Below are 14,620 nucleotides of genomic sequence, written 5' to 3' on the forward strand. Positions count from 1 at the left end.
ACTCCTTTTATTTTTAATAGTATTAAATCCCGAAAAATCTCTCGAAAAACGCTCGCAGTCGCTCTAGTACTCGTTCTTTTTTGTCACTGGTAGATTCTTGATTTTCTAAAGCAAAGAGTGGTGTTGGTGGTAAGATGTCGATGATTTCGGTGCCAGTTTCTTTGATTTCGCCATTCGAAAATGCCCGCTTGACGAACTTCCGTGCTTTTTCATCTTGAAGCTTCTCCTCTTCAATGATTTTAGTGAGCTCTTTTTCTCGATTTTTTAAGACAAATTCACGCCATTTTCCCGCCAACTGATCGGTTTTGTCGCTTGCATTTATCTGATTTACGAAGTTGTCGATCAAATCTTTCTTGCTCCTCAAGTTTGGACTGGACAAAATCGCAGAATCGATCCGTGCGAGGATTTCTTTGTTTTCAATATTTTTGCTGTGAAGTTCTTCAATCAGAATCAAAATGTAGTCGATGTTAATTTCGATTGAGCGCACAAGATCCATCTCAAAGACGAGATCGTTGGCGATGTCACTTTTTTCCGGTCTCTGATTGACGAATTCGTCGCGAATCGTGAGATAAAAACTCTGATAGTCCTGAATTTGCCCATCACTCAAAATCTGTCGTCCTTCAAAATCGTCAAAAGTCCGCAAAATATTTTTAAGCCGCAAAAATGCGCCAAAGAGTTTAACGAATTCACGCTTTTCTTCCTCGCCGTAATTTTGAGAATTTATCGGTAGCGGAAAATTATGTTCGATTTGCTCAACGATTTGCGTATAGCCGAGATTTTCTTTATCATCTTCTTTATATCCAAAATAATAATCGTCAAAAGGTCGAAGAAGCACCGTTCCGCGTTGCTCGCCGTCGCCAAACAAGCTAATCGCCTCGTTGGTTTCTTCTTCGAGATTTCGAAAACAGACGATATTGCCAAAAGCTTTAACTGCGTTCAAGATTCGATTCGTCCGAGAAAACGCCTGAATTAGTCCATGCATTCGTAGATTTTTGTCAACCCAAAGCGTGTTGAGCGTTGTTGCATCAAATCCGGTTAGGAACATGTTGACCACGATCACCAGATCAAGCTCACGGTTTTTGATTCGTTGGCTTAAATCGCGGTAATAATTTTGAAATTTTTCGCTCGAAGTGTCGTAATTTGTGCCAAACATCTGGTTGTAATCCTGAATTGCCGTCGCCAAAAAATCCCGATCGCTTAAGTTTAGCCCATCTGTCTCAAAGTTTTCATCTGGCAGTACATCGCCCTCGACCGCGTCATTTTGTCCAAAGCTAAAAATAGTGGCAATTTTAAGCCGCTTGTCGCTCGGCAGCCCCGACATTTGTCGCTGAAATTCTTTGTAATATTCTTTCAAAACAGGGATGGAGCTCACCGCAAACATTGAGTTGAAGCCTCGGACGCGTTTTTCTTTAAGAGTGTAGCTTCCGCTGTCATTTCGAAGTGTTTTTGCGTCAAAATTTTGAAGAATGTATTCGACGATTTTTGAAATCCGCTCAGGGTGATTGAGCGCTCGCTCGGCGTCGATTGCGGGGATTTTTTCGTCCTGAATTTGATCTTTTTGGTGGACGGTATTTACAAAATCAACCTTAAATTTCAAAACATTCTGATCGCGAATCGCATCCAAAACGGTGTATGTGTGAAGTTTATCGCCAAAGGCCTGCTCGGTGGTTTTAAGGTTGGGATTTTTGCTCGAAGCGTTGGCGTTGGCGGCAAAAATCGGCGTTCCCGTAAAGCCAAACATCAGATATTTTTTGAATTTTTTGGTGATGGCGGTGTGCATTTCGCCGAATTGTGAGCGGTGACACTCGTCAAAAATCAGCACGACATTTTGATTGTATATTTCACTTTTGTCGTTTCGGGTGATAAATTTCGAGAGTTTTTGTATTGTTGTCACGAGAATCCGCTTCGAGGAGTCTCTAATATTGCGCTCAAGCTCGCGCGTATTTTTCGAACCATCGACGGAGTCTTTTTCAAACTTGTCGTATTCTTTCATCGTTTGATAGTCGAGATCTTGACGGTCGACGACAAACATCACTTTGTCGATTTCTGGGATTTTGGAGGCGAGTTTGGCGGTTTTGAAAGAGGTTAAAGTTTTGCCAGATCCAGTCGTATGCCAAATGTATCCTCCGCCTCGCACGGTGCCTTGGAGTTTTTGCCCAAGCGACATATTGATTCTCTCGAGGATTTTTTCGGTCGCCGCAATTTGATACGGTCGCATCACCATCAGCATTCGATCTGTTGTAAAAATACAGTATTTAGTCAAAATGTTCAAAAGCGTGTGCTTGCTCAAAAATGTAGCGGTAAACTCTCTAAGTTCCTCGATCCGCTTATTGGATGAATACGCCCAAAAGCTGGTAAATTCAAACGAGTTGGAAGTTCGCTTTTTGCCGATTTTACTATCGTTCTCGCGCAGATGTCCCACGCGTGTAGTGTTGGAGTAATATTTGGTTGTCGTACCGTTACTAATCACAAAAATTTGAATAAATTCAAAAAGCCCGCTTTCGCTCCAAAAGCTCTCGCGCTGGTAACGCTCAATTTGGTTGAATGCTTCTTTGATGTTTACGCCTCGCCGCTTTAGCTCGATATGAACTAGCGGCAAACCGTTGATAAGGATCGTCACGTCATATCGATGTTTACGCGACTCGCCTACGACGCTCGCTCCTTCAGCAGAATATTGATTCATCACTTGGACTTTGTTGCGATGAATGTTGTTTTTATCAATGAGGTAAATGTTGAGATACTTGCCTGTTTCGTCAATAAAGGCTTTTTTGTGGTCTTCTTGAATTGTGGTGGTTTTTTCGACGATGCCTTGAGATTTGTTGGCGATTTCTTTTTCAAAGAATCTGCGCCAGTCGCTATCAGAAAAGCGATAATCATTGAGTTGCTCGATTTGCTGGCGTAAATTTTCAATCAGTTCCGACTCACTCTTAAAATTGGCGCGTTGGTAGCCCTGCCCGATCAGCTGCGCGATAAGTGCGTTTTCAAGCGCCACCTCACTCTGATAGTCCAAAATCGGCGGAAAGTTGAATTCCCGCTCTTCAGCTACGGTGTATTTTTGTGCTTCGACTAAATTTTTTAGATCTTTCATTTTACCTCTTAAATGATTAATAATATTTTATCACGCGCGTGGCTTGAAGTCGAGGAGCTTAGCGCGATAATACTCGTATTGCTTGCGGCGCGCGGTAATCTCGGCTGGGAGTCCTGTCGAAATGCTTGAAGTCAGCGCCTCGAATTTATCCAAAATCTCCACAATCTCACGTTGTTTTTCGAGGGGTGGGAGGGGGATTTTGATTTTCGAATATTTCGAAATCCACTGTCGAGAATGTTCTGCGCCCACGTCAAACTTCACTGTCTGCATCATGTAGTACACGAACCGAAACGATAAGTCATCCGTATTTGGTTGTAATATTTTCATTGCTGAAGATTTTATCTTAAACAGGAAGTCTACCCAATGGTTTGACGTTGTGAAATCGTCAAAGATTATTACGGGATTTTCTTTGCTTGCTGGAAAAATTCCGCTAATTTCGTTAGTCTTCCCTAGGATGAATGTTTTTCCTGCTGTTAATACTGGGGTTGTAAAAGAATTGTTGAACTCCTTTGATTTCACGATGTATTTTGTGGGCTGCTGGTATTTAAGAATCTCCCCCAGCGTCGTCCACCGTACCCCCTGCGGACTGGTGTTAAAGGTTAGGAGCTGGTTGCGATAGTGCTCGTACTGCTTTTTGCGAGCTTCCAGCTCCGCTTCCAGCTCCGCTTCCAGAGATGTGAATTTATCGAGAATTCGAACAATCTCCTCTTGTACTTCAAGTGGTGGGACGGGGATTTGGAGTGATTTAATTGTCGATACGTTCAGGCTGGTTAAAGCTCCTTGACCCATGTTTTTGATTCGAACGTAATTATGTGACAGGTAGTAATACAAAAACTTGTAATTTATTATACCCTCGTTTGTTTCCATCGCGCAGACCGATTGATTCGCTGATAGCTCGATCATATTAACTGCGGAGCGAGCGACGGTTGCGCCAGTCATTGCGAGCAGGACGCTTTTTGGTCTTATCATTTTTGCGGACGAACCTTGAAGTCCTGCTTCTGTTATTTTTCTTTCCGTTGAAGATATTTTATTAAAATTTACTTCACCAGAACGAAGCCAAGGAATTTCTCCATCGTAGAAATCTTTTCTCGAAGTGGACGGCGTTCCGCCCGCGAATACTCTTTCACATAATTCGCCAACACTTTTAAACTCCACCCCCTCCGGACAAAGCTGGGCGATTAGATTTTCGAGTTTAGTCATTGCGCGCCTCCTTTCTTTAAGCTTTTGGATTTTCTGCCAGCGATTTGGTTGGCGTTGAGCGGGCTTATTACGCTTGTGCCTGTTTGATCTTCGATATTTTCGCGAGCCTGCCGTGCGATTTCTCCGCCGCTTTGAGCGATCTTCTTTTGCGCTTGATATCCGTGTGGATTTTGTCGGCGGGAGATCTCGGTGGCGGAGGTTTCTGCGAGGGTGTTAAGGGCGAGTTCGAGGCTTGTCATATTGTCGCGTAGGCTTTGCTTTTTTAGGCCTTTAAATGCTCTATATTCTTTGGCTGTTTTTCCGCTCCAGCCTTTGAGTAGTTCATTTGTAAGCGCGGCAAATTGACCGTTTTTGGTGACGCCTGTACGTTTAAGCTCGTCGGTGTATTCTTTTCTGAATTGGATTGATTGTAGACGGGTATTGATCCATTCCTCGCTGTAGCCGAGGTTTTGGTAGTTTTCCATTGCTCGCTGAATTGCAAGTTCTGGGTCTTGGGTTTCATTGAGGAAGGTACTACCGACTTCTGCAAGCCAAATCTTAAAAGGTTCAGCTTTTTTGGATGGAATTGATTGGATTAGACGGAGAATGTCGCGGGTTGTACCGGCGAGAACATTACGCTTAATTCCGTTAATGTTGCGCATTGGTTTCTGGGGACAATTTGTCCCAAGGTAGGTTGCAAGTTCTGCGTCGCGTTTTCGCAGTTTTCGAAGATAGTCCGTAGGATTAGTGCTTTCGGATAGGACCGCTACGACGTCAACAATAGAAAAAAACCACTCTTCTTGCTGTTCATCCCAAATGCGTCGAACGTTTTTTTCTTCAAAAACTTGAATATCGCTATTCATTGCGCGCCTCAATTTCTGCCACGATCGCGTCGATCTCTGAGCGGAGTTGGCTTTGGTTGGCGACAATTTGTGAGATCTCGGCGTTGAGTTGGGTGATGTCGATTTTTTCGGTTTTATCCTCTTGTTCTACATAGTTGGAAACGCTCAAATTAAAGTCATTCTCGGCAATTTCTTGGCTATCGACGAGGCGCGAGAAATGGGTGGTCTCGGTGCGATTCAGAACGGTTTGGTAGATTTTTTCGATATTTGCCTGAGTGAGCTTGTTGGAGTTGGTCACGGATACGAACTCATTTGAAGCGTCGACAAAGAGAGTTTTATCGTCGGACTTGTTCTTTTTGAGAGTGATAATACAGGTGGCGATGCTTGTGCCAAAGAACAGGTTGCTCGGAAGTTGAATGATCGAGTCGATGTAGTTGTTCTCGATCAAATATTGGCGGATCTTTTGCTCCGCTCCGCCACGGTAAAGCACGCCTGGAAACTCGACAATTGCCGCCGTTCCGTTGGTTGCGAGCCAGCTCAAAATATGCATCGTGAACGCGAGATCCGCCTTGGACGTTGGCGCCAAGACGCCCGCCGGCGCAAATCGTGGGTCGTTAATGAGGAGTGGGTTATTTTTACCGTCCCATTTGATTGAATACGGCGGATTGGAAACGATCGCCTCGAAAGGCTCATCGCCCCAATGTTTTGGCTCGATCAAAGTATCGCCGAGTGCGATGTCAAAGTCGCTCGGATTGATGTCGTGCAGAAACATATTGATGCGCGCCAAGTTATATGTTGTGATGTTGATTTCTTGCCCGAAAAATCCGTTCTTAACATTTTCTTTGCCTAAGATTTTAGCAAACTTAAGGAGAAGCGAGCCTGAGCCTGCTGCTGGGTCATAAACCTTGTTGACGGATTTTTTGCCGTCGGCGGCAAGGAGAGCGAGCAACTCGGAGATTTCTTGCGGAGTGTAATATTCTCCACCAGATTTTCCTGCGTTGGCGGCATACATACCCATCAAAAATTCATACGCATCACCAAAGACGTCTATTGTGTTGTCTTGGTAGTTTCCGAGCTTCATCTCTCCGATGGCGTTCATGATTTTTTGGAGCGTTTGGTTGCGTTTTTCGACCGTCGCGCCGAGCTTGTTCGAATTTGTATCAACATCGTCGAAAAGCCCTTTAATGTCATCCTCAAACTCTGTCCCGTTGGCGGAATTTTCGATATTTTTGAAGACATTGGCGATTGTGATGTTTAGGTCTTCGTCATGCTTGGCTCGCTCGCGGACATTATCGAAAAGATCGCTTGGCTTGATAAAGAAGCCTTTTGCTTTTACAACAAAGTCTTTTTGCGTGAGTGATTTTTCGTCATCAAAAAATCGATAATCGAAGTCCGTCGCTCCTGCCTCGTGCTGAAGTTTATTGATGTAGCTGGTGATATTTTCCGAAATAAATCGGTAAAAAAGAAAACCTAAAATATAATTTTTAAAATCCCAACCGTCGACGCTGCCGCGCAAGTCCTCGGCGATTCGCCAAATTGTGCGGTGTAATTCCGCGCGCTCAATCTCTTTATTATTCATCGTTCTCCTTGTTAAATTATGGCTTTATTATAGCAGATTTTGCGACCAAAATCAAAAATCGTGCGACCTCGCAATAGTTTCGCACGATTTTTGACTAATATAAACCTCTCAAAGTTTTTATAGTGAAGCTTCAACAGCCGCCCAAGTGGTGTCGCTGTTGTCTTCTGGGATGATGATTGTCACTTGGTCGCCGACTTTGAGCCGGAAGTAGGTCACGCTGGCGAGTAGGATTTTATACTCGTTGCCGCCTGCTTCCACAAAGTATGAGCCATCGTGGTTAATAAGTTGACCAATGATTTGGCGACGTGGGACTGGGCCGATCTGCTTGTAGATAAATCCGCCGTCATCGTTGATTGTCAACTTCAAAATATCGCCCTCCACAAGCTTTGATTTTGAAGCGTAATTGGCTGGAACTGGGTAATTCTTGCCATCTGGGCCAATCATTGTTTGACCGTCGAAAACACCTTCGATGATTTTGCCTTGTGGCGTTTCGATGATCGAAGTTGTCGGCGCTACAACAGTATCGTTTTCTCCGCTGATACTGATGAGCAATTCTTTAGCTGCCGCAAGATTTGTCTCCGCTTCCTGAATCAGGCTCTTGAGGCGCTTGATTTGTTTTTCTGATAATTCAGACATTTTTCCTCGCATTTCTTTTGTCTGTTTGCTATTTTTAATAATCCTCTTGATTTTAGCAAATTTTGATCGAAAAGTCAATAAAATTCCCACAAAATCTTGTTCGAAAATAGTTTTCCACAAGTTTCAATCTGTTCGAGGTTGAAATGTTGTAATTTTTACAAAAATGCTTATGTTTAAAGTTCTCGAAAAGGCGCTCTATTGACTTTTTGGTCGAAATGTGCTATAATTCTAAATAGTTCGAAAGGACTAAAAATTTTTGGAGGTGAGTACTTTGAAGAGAACTATACAAGAGATGAAAAAAATCAATTTTTGGCTTCATATGATATTTGATTCTGTAGTGATGGCAGGATTTATGATCAAATATTTATCTTTGAGGGAATCTGGATTACTGTTTGTTATATCGTTTCTGTTTGAAATTATGATGAATGATGACAAAATAGAAGATATCAGGGATGCAGATGATAGATTCTCCTATTTGGCTCTAAAAGTGTTGGTTTGGTTATTTCTCAGGATTGTTGCTCTTGTCCTTATTAATCGTCTTAATGGTTAATATTCAACAAGTCGAGATTTTCTCGGCTTTTCTTTTTTCTTTCGAAATTTTCGCGCAAAATAAAATCGCCCTTTCTTTTTTCTTTCGAAATTTTCGCGCAAAATAAAATCGCCCTTTCTTTCGAAAAGGCGATTTTTTACTTAAAATTAGGTCAAAATTAAATTTATATTGTTTAAAATTAAGCAAGTTCGACAGTAGCGCCGGCTTCTTCAAGTTTCTTTTTAGCTTCTTCAGCTTCGTCTTTAGAAACTTTTTCTTTGACTGGTGCTGGAGCGCCGTCAACGATAGCTTTTGCTTCACCAAGACCAAGGCCAGTGATTTCTTTAACAGCTTTGATGACAGCAACTTTTTGCGCACCTGCGTCTTTAAGGGTAACTGTGAATTCTGATTTTTCATCAGCGGCATCGGCAGCAGGACCAGCAGCAGCAACGGCTACGGCAGCAGGCTCGATTCCGTATTCATCTTTAAGATGTTTTTTGAGTTCATTTGCTTCCAAAATGGTCAATTTTACCAATTCTTCAGCCAATTTTTTAATGTCAGCCATATTTGACTCCTTCAAAAATTATTGGTTAGTATTAAAAATTATAAATTAATTGGTTGCTTTTCGAAATTCCAAATCCTCGTTGGTAAGTCCGCCAGCAATTGCATTGACCGGGGAAAGCAATGTGTCCACGATTTGACCGATGAGTTGGTCTTTTCCTGGGAGTTCTGAGAGAGTTAGAACAGTCTCAGTGTCCATTGCAGCGCCATCTGCGAAGGCGCCAACGAGTTTTAATTCTGGATGATTCTTGGCAAATTTACCAAGAACTTGCGCTGCGGCGATCTCGTCCTCTGTTGAAATCGCATAGACCAACTGACCTTTAAGAGCAGAAGTGTCAGCGTCTTTCAAAGAGTCGATTCCGCTCATCGCAACTCGGACAAGGCGGTTTTTAACAACCTTGATTTGAACGCCAGCCTCGCGAGCCTCTTTTCGAAGTTCTTGAAGATCTTTAACCGTCAAGCCTTGATATTCGGCAAAAGCGGTCATCTTGGCGTTTTTCAAAGCGTCGCTTAATTCAGCAACCAATTGGTTCTTTTTATCGCGTGATAATGCCATAAAAACTCCTTTTTTGGTTAATATTTTGACCTAATTTTTAAGTTTCTTTTTTGCGAAAATCCTCCCGCAAAACGCCGCCAAAACAAGATGTATTTCCTCGGTAGCATGATTAAATTTCTTTCGAAATCGCTACTGTCTTTGGCAACTGCTTCTATTTTATCATAAAACACCGCTAAAAGCAAGGATTTTGATATAAAAGAAAACCCGCACGATTGGCGGGTCTGGCAAAGGCTTACCTTCTTTTATCGGGCGGTGCGATATACTCTCCCGTCCCGCTTCTCCTTTTCCTTCCAGAAACTTTCGTTGCCGGTAATTCGAAAGTCCTCTCGGCGTGGAGTGATCGAGATCGGGTTTCTCTTGTCGATGTATTTGAACGGGATCAACCTATCCTTATACATTCTATCAAAAATCTCTATCAGTCCGCAACCTGTAGCTTTGCGGATCCTCTCAGGGCTCGGCAGGTTGTCGTTGATTTTAAGATGGCTTGATGTTGGGAACGTCTCTTCACCCGTCAGTTCAAATCTTTTAATTATCCACTCGGCCAGCGTTTGGATGATTTCTTCCTCCGTGTCCCAAGTTTTTCTGCGAGGATCATTCTTTATTGTCTCGAACTGAATCTCTTCGCCAAAAAACTCGATGGCCAGTCAGCGAGGCTCGGCTACATCTTTGAATGCGCAGGACTCTCCCCCGTTAAATAGCCATCTGGGTACTTTATTGACCCTGAAGCTATTCGCTGAAGTTATTATTCTTTCGAAGTGGTTTGAGCCTTCGAGGTAAGCCCTCAAAAGTTTCACCTGCTTCTCGTTGAGCTCTGGGTGACTGTTGAGAAGATCGTTGAATCTTTCTTCGAATTGCGAAATTGTCAAAAGTGCCATCTGGGCACCTCCTTATAAAAGTAGAATTTAAGACAAGATATTTAGCCTTTTTGGGAAGGTTCGACATCTTGAATGCTTTTTATATTTTAGCATAATATGCGTCAAGAGTCAAGAAAACCGCTTCGAATTGAAGCGGTTCTCGATTTTCTATGGTTAAAATTCGAAATCAACGCCGGTTTTAGGAAGCTCCGCTGGAACGGGCGTGGTTTGGTTGGTGTTGCCCGTGGATTGCGATTGGTTTGTTGTGCTTGAGTTGGCGGAATTTACTCCGCTCTCTGTTTGGCTTTTCTCGCCGTTTTTGGTGTCGGTTGAGTTATTTGTCGACTCGCTCTTGGCTTCTTCTGATTTTTTGCTAGAATTTTGGCTTGAAGGATTTTCTGATTTTTGTGAAGATTTGTCCTCATCTTCAATTTTTATATCGCTTGTGCTTTGGTTGTTTTGTGGTTTAGTATTGTTGCCAAAAAAGTGTGTCCAAAGTGCCCATCCAATGAAAATAAAGGTGAAAATCACCAAAATAATTGCTATAAACCTAAAAAATCTCTCTTTACTCATAACTTGATTTTACCATATTTTCAAAATAAAAGCAAATAAAAACACCCGCTATTGAAGCGAGTGTAGAAATTTACGATGCCTTTTGAGCTTTTACCAATTCTTTCTGGATGAAGACAACTCCCGTTTTTGAGCATTCGTCAATCGTCCAGAAATTTTGCCCCAGATAGAAAGTGTGGATTACGGAAGTTCCGAGATTTTTCTTTGAGTATTTTCTGTCGCGACTCAGCATCTGAGCGTTTCTGGCGATCTCATCGATAGTCTGTTTCGAGATTGACCCGAAGCCATCCGCGTCAATCACTCTGAGCGTCGCCGTAGAGTTTCCGCCGATGATTGTGGCGAGTTTACTTTGTAAGGCTTTTTCGAAAGAGTCGAGTGGACGAGCTGTAAAGTTATTAAAAGGCATATTTTCCTCCGTGGCTGTAAATTTTCAAGTCTGGAATTTGCCAGATTTGATGAGCCAATGTTTTATATTTTAGCAGAAATGTTATAATTTGTCAAGAGGACTTCAAGGACTTTTCGAATTTCGAAAAGTCCTTGCGTGAACTCTGCAGAAAATTCAAAATTATAAAACTTTCGCCAGAAATAAAATCCCGCCCTGCTTTACGCGAGAGCGGAGATTTTGAGTTCGAAGATTTTCGAAATTAAGCGATTGGGTTTTCGACCTTGATGCTTGGACCTTGTGAAGTTGCTACAGCAACAGATTTCACGTAAGCGCCTTTGAGCGAAGATGGCTTTTGCGCAGCAAGGCTATCGAAGAACGCCTTGGCGTTTTCAGCCAATTTTTCACCGCCGAAGGAAACTTTTCCGACAGAAAGGTGAACAATTCCTTGCTTGTCAACGCGGTATTCAACTTTACCAGCCTTGGCTTCAGATACAGCCTTAGCAACATCTGCGGCAACGGTACCAGCCTTTGGATTTGGCATCAAGCCTCGTGGCCCAAGAAGGCGAGCGTATTTACCAAGTTTTGGCATGTAAGCAGGTGTGGCAATAAGCACGTCGAAGTCGATTGTGCCTTTGTCGAGTTGCTTCAAGAATTCTTCATCACCGATGATGTTGGCGCCAGCGGTTTTGGCTGCTGAATGCTCAGATTCTGGAGCAAAGACGGCAACTTTAACATCTTTACCAGTTCCGTTTGGAAGAACCACGGTGGTGCGGATGTTTTGGTCTGCTTGTCGTGGGTCAACGCCAAGTTTAACGTGGATTTCAACAGAAGCGTCGAATTTGCTTGGATTTGTCTCAGTTGCGAGCGCGAGAGCGTCGTTCAAAGCGTAAACTTTGTCTTTTTCAACTTTAGCGAAGGCTGCTTGGTATTTTTTACCGCGGCGTTCGAGGCGTGGTCGAGTTACAGGTTTTGGACCTTTTGCGACAACGGCTTCGTTTTCGCCCTGAGCAGAAGTATCGCCAGCGGCTTTTCTTGCTTCTTTTTCAAGTTTTTCTGCCACTTCTTCAGCGTGTTTTTTGCTGCGTTTACCAGATTTTGCGAATTTTTCTTCCGCAACTTCTTCTGCGACTTCCGCAGTTTCAACTTCTGCTTCAACTTTTAGAGCGTCAGCGTTTTCGATCGCTTCGTTAATTTGAGCGATGGTCATTTTTTCAGAAACTTCGAGTCCTAATGCTCGTGCTTCTTCAATAAGGTCGGCTTTCTTTTTTGCCATAAATTCCTTTCTGTGGTGATAGCGGTCTTGCGACCTCCCAACATTGATTAATATACCCTGATATTTTAGCATAAAAAAATTGAAAAGTCAAAAATATTGCGTGTTCGCTTTTTATAAAATATTATCGAATAAAAACAAGGTTATTTGAACTATTGAAAATATCACGAAGTATGATATAATAAGAATATATTTTTAGAAAGAGAGGTTTTTCTATGAAAAAGAAAAATCAATTGATAAAGGTCGCCCTTTTGGGTTTTTGTATGATTGGTCTCGTTGCTTGCGGTAAGAAATCGGGTAATTATGATACGGGGCTTATGATGAATGGTGAGGTTAATGCTGTTCTTGCCCTTTATGATCATTTGCCGGCTCAAGATGTAGTTATTCCTATGGATAGCGAAAGTCAGGCGAATAAGTATATCGCCGATATCGTGGGTGCTAATTATGTCAAAAACGCTATTAAGGTTATTGACAATGATCAGGTTTACGTGATTGTAACGCTCTCCGGTGAAAATGCGGTCGATCTTGAACTCGCTACCGATGTTTTCGAAAAAGAAGACGAAAAGTCCTCTTCGAAAGAAGAAGCGTCGACTTCCAGCACAGAAAAACCCTAAAAATAAAGTCGGATAAATTTCCGACTTTTTCTTTTGCTATAAAACTTCGATTTTTTGGTTCGAAATTGAAACTTCGAGCGTTTCTACATTTTGAAGAACTTGCGCCTCGCCCTCGATTTGGATTGTGAGTTTTGTGGGCTTTTCGAAAGAGATTTTGGCAGATTTTACCCTTTTGAGCGGAATTTTGCCCAAAAATCCTCGCACAAGAAACGGCAAATTGCTTCGAAAGTCGCCCGCATTCATCGCCGTGAAGCCAAAGTTCTCAGCGTCCGCAAGATTGATGCGTGAGCGCATGATTCGCGCCATTCGAGGCCCGTTCAAAAAAACCAAATCGGTTGTTTTGGGCGGAACTGTGAAGTTTTTCGAAGTATCTTCATTCTCTTCTTTAACTTCAATTTTGCTAATCTTCAAGATATGTTTGTGGCGATTGTTGAAATAAAATCTGGTAGCGGCAAGAAGTGAAAGCGCAAGCCGCGAATTGCGCCCCTTGACCTTTTTGAGCGTTTTGCGCAGGCGCTTGCCCTCGAAAATCTCTGCCATTTCTGCCGTTATGCCGACGGTTGCGTAAAGTGGTGCGTGGGTTAAAAACTTGCCGTTGACGCGGATTTCGAGCGGGCGGATTGTGGCTTTGACTTTGCCGGTTTTGACCGCTTCAACCATCGCTTTGCCGGAATTTTTAGAAAAACTATGTGCATAATCGTTGAAATTGCCAAAGCCGGTATATTTAATTTTAATGTGATTTTTGCCAGAAAGCGTTGCGCCGTTGGTTGCGATATGCGCCGTTCCATCACCGCCGGCAACCAAAATTGTGTCGCCGTCGCGCAGAGTTTTGGCGATTTCCTTAGCGTTTTCAAGCGGTGAAGTTGGCTGAATCTCAAAAGTGAAAATCTCGCGATCTTTTAGGCTCGAAGCGTAAAGCGGCTTGAGGATTTTGTTTTCCACCAGATCAAAACCACTGGAACGGGGATTGATAACCAAGAAAATTCGCGAATTCATAGAGTGATTATATCAGATTTTGGGGATTTGGTCAAATTTACTTGATTTTATCCACGAAATATGTTAAAATTATTTAATCAAAATCGAAAAGAGGACCTTGCTATGAACAAAATCGAAAACTGGGAGCCAGCGATTTACTTTGGCTTTTTTATCTTGATTTTTGTTGCTTTTCTGCTGTTTTTATCTGGAAAATGGCTAACTAATAAAAAATTGAAGGCAATTGAAAAGACTCAAATCCCAAATAAAAAGAATGGGATTTTGGATTTTTTCGACTATGTTGAAGAAGAAACTAGCGAACGCTGTGAATTCTCCACTAAAAAGCCTCAAGATTTATAACTCGCCGATTGGCGGGTTTATTTTTTTTGCTAGAAGCAAGGTTTCGAATTTTCCGCAGGCTTGGCGAGGACTTTTCGAAAATTTGCTTTTGGCGAATACTATAAAAACAAAAACCGCCCTTCGAAATTCGAAAAGCGATTTTGTTTGAAATTATTCTACGATTTCAACGCCCATTGAGCGAGCAGAACCTGCGATAGTCTTCATTGCGCCCTCGATTGAGACGGCGTTGAGGTGTTCCATCTTGGCTTCTGCAATTTCTTGAAGTTGCGCTTTGGTAATTTTACCAACTTTGTCAGTCTTGGAGTTACCTGCGCCCTTTTGGATGCCTGCGCGTTCACGGATCATATCGTCAACTGGCTGACCAAGTGACTTCCAAGCGAAAGTTCGATCTTCAAAAACTTGTAGGTGAACGATAACGTCCTTGCCCATCATATCTTTAGTTGCGTCGTTGAATGGGTTGATGAAGTCCATCATATTGAGGCCCCATTGACCAAGAGTTGAGCCAACTGGAGGACCTGCTGTAGCACGACCCGCTGGAACTCGAAGTTTCAAATTTCCAATAACTTTTTTTGCCATTTTCTTCCCTTTTACAATAAATTTACTTGATAATTCAAGTGCGTAACGA

The 14,620-nt window shown here is 42.6% G+C and carries 16 protein-coding genes, 1 pseudogene and 1 other annotated feature; of the genes and pseudogenes, 3 read left to right on the forward strand and 14 right to left on the reverse strand.

The window, feature by feature from the left end; genetic code table 11:
- Positions 1-22 precede the first annotated feature (22 nt).
- The 5 genes from Q4A21_01110 to Q4A21_01130 all read right to left on the reverse strand — a co-directional run bounded on the left by Q4A21_01110 (position 23) and on the right by Q4A21_01130 (position 7,324).
- Positions 23-3,088, reverse strand: a complete 3,066-nt coding sequence (locus tag Q4A21_01110) for a type I restriction endonuclease subunit R (protein MDO4902140.1) — start codon at positions 3,086-3,088, stop codon at positions 23-25.
- 30 nt (positions 3,089-3,118) lie between these two features.
- The gene (locus tag Q4A21_01115) at positions 3,119-4,288 is read right to left on the reverse strand and encodes a restriction endonuclease subunit S (protein ID MDO4902141.1); all 1,170 of its coding nucleotides are present in this window, start codon (positions 4,286-4,288) and stop codon (positions 3,119-3,121) included.
- A complete protein-coding gene (locus Q4A21_01120; GenBank protein ID MDO4902142.1) occupies positions 4,285-5,130 on the reverse strand; it encodes a BRO family protein in 846 nt (281 codons plus the stop codon). Before Q4A21_01120 ends, Q4A21_01115 begins: the two co-directional genes overlap by 4 nt.
- Positions 5,123-6,688 carry a type I restriction-modification system subunit M gene (locus tag Q4A21_01125; GenBank protein ID MDO4902143.1) on the reverse strand — a complete coding sequence of 522 codons (1,566 nt, stop codon included), beginning with the start codon at positions 6,686-6,688 and terminating at the stop codon, positions 5,123-5,125. Before Q4A21_01125 ends, Q4A21_01120 begins: the two co-directional genes overlap by 8 nt.
- 117 nt (positions 6,689-6,805) lie before the next feature.
- Entirely contained in the window at positions 6,806-7,324 is a 519-nt protein-coding gene (locus Q4A21_01130; GenBank protein ID MDO4902144.1) for a hypothetical protein, read from the reverse strand.
- A gap of 292 nt (positions 7,325-7,616) precedes the next feature.
- On the opposite strand from Q4A21_01130, the gene Q4A21_01135 reads away from it, so the two are divergent.
- Positions 7,617-7,874 (forward strand): hypothetical protein, encoded by a 258-nt coding sequence (locus Q4A21_01135; GenBank protein ID MDO4902145.1) that lies wholly within the window; start codon positions 7,617-7,619, stop codon positions 7,872-7,874.
- Positions 7,875-8,052: 178 nt separating this feature from the next.
- On the opposite strand, the gene rplL is transcribed toward Q4A21_01135, so the two are convergent.
- The 7 genes and pseudogenes from rplL to rplA all read right to left on the reverse strand — a co-directional run bounded on the left by rplL (position 8,053) and on the right by rplA (position 11,728).
- Complete coding sequence (gene rplL / locus Q4A21_01140; GenBank protein ID MDO4902146.1) at positions 8,053-8,418, reverse strand: 50S ribosomal protein L7/L12; 366 nt, start codon at positions 8,416-8,418, stop codon at positions 8,053-8,055.
- A gap of 45 nt (positions 8,419-8,463) precedes the next feature.
- A complete protein-coding gene (gene rplJ / locus Q4A21_01145; protein ID MDO4902147.1) occupies positions 8,464-8,970 on the reverse strand; it encodes a 50S ribosomal protein L10 in 507 nt (168 codons plus the stop codon).
- Positions 8,961-9,130 (reverse strand) — a sequence feature (ribosomal protein L10 leader region). It overlaps the preceding gene by 10 nt.
- 82 nt (positions 9,131-9,212) lie before the next feature.
- Complete coding sequence (locus tag Q4A21_01150; GenBank protein ID MDO4902148.1) at positions 9,213-9,368, reverse strand: hypothetical protein; 156 nt, start codon at positions 9,366-9,368, stop codon at positions 9,213-9,215.
- A gap of 246 nt (positions 9,369-9,614) precedes the next feature.
- Positions 9,615-9,845 (reverse strand): hypothetical protein, encoded by a 231-nt coding sequence (locus tag Q4A21_01155; GenBank protein ID MDO4902149.1) that lies wholly within the window; start codon positions 9,843-9,845, stop codon positions 9,615-9,617.
- A gap of 153 nt (positions 9,846-9,998) precedes the next feature.
- Positions 9,999-10,397, reverse strand: coding sequence for a hypothetical protein (locus Q4A21_01160; protein MDO4902150.1), 399 nt, complete (start codon positions 10,395-10,397; stop codon positions 9,999-10,001).
- 70 nt (positions 10,398-10,467) lie between these two features.
- Positions 10,468-10,800 carry a hypothetical protein gene (locus Q4A21_01165; protein MDO4902151.1) on the reverse strand — a complete coding sequence of 111 codons (333 nt, stop codon included), beginning with the start codon at positions 10,798-10,800 and terminating at the stop codon, positions 10,468-10,470.
- Positions 10,801-11,038: 238 nt separating this feature from the next.
- Positions 11,039-11,728: pseudogene (rplA, locus tag Q4A21_01170) on the reverse strand (50S ribosomal protein L1).
- 536 nt (positions 11,729-12,264) lie between these two features.
- Between rplA and Q4A21_01175 the strand changes: the two are divergent.
- Positions 12,265-12,663, forward strand: coding sequence for a hypothetical protein (locus Q4A21_01175; protein MDO4902152.1), 399 nt, complete (start codon positions 12,265-12,267; stop codon positions 12,661-12,663).
- Between the two features lie 36 nt (positions 12,664-12,699).
- On the opposite strand, the gene Q4A21_01180 is transcribed toward Q4A21_01175, so the two are convergent.
- Complete coding sequence (locus Q4A21_01180) at positions 12,700-13,659, reverse strand: diacylglycerol kinase family protein (GenBank protein ID MDO4902153.1); 960 nt, start codon at positions 13,657-13,659, stop codon at positions 12,700-12,702.
- Between the two features lie 102 nt (positions 13,660-13,761).
- Here Q4A21_01180 and Q4A21_01185 point away from each other — a divergent pair, with 102 nt between their 5' ends.
- A complete protein-coding gene (locus Q4A21_01185; GenBank protein ID MDO4902154.1) occupies positions 13,762-13,995 on the forward strand; it encodes a hypothetical protein in 234 nt (77 codons plus the stop codon).
- A 150-nt stretch (positions 13,996-14,145) separates the two neighbouring features.
- Here Q4A21_01185 and rplK read toward each other — a convergent pair whose 3' ends face one another.
- The gene (gene rplK / locus Q4A21_01190) at positions 14,146-14,571 is read right to left on the reverse strand and encodes a 50S ribosomal protein L11 (GenBank protein ID MDO4902155.1); all 426 of its coding nucleotides are present in this window, start codon (positions 14,569-14,571) and stop codon (positions 14,146-14,148) included.
- Between the last annotated feature and the right edge of the window lie 49 nt (positions 14,572-14,620).

Source organism: bacterium (assembly GCA_030530825.1).
Taxonomy (GTDB): domain Bacteria; phylum Patescibacteriota; class Saccharimonadia; order Saccharimonadales; family Saccharimonadaceae; genus Nanogingivalis.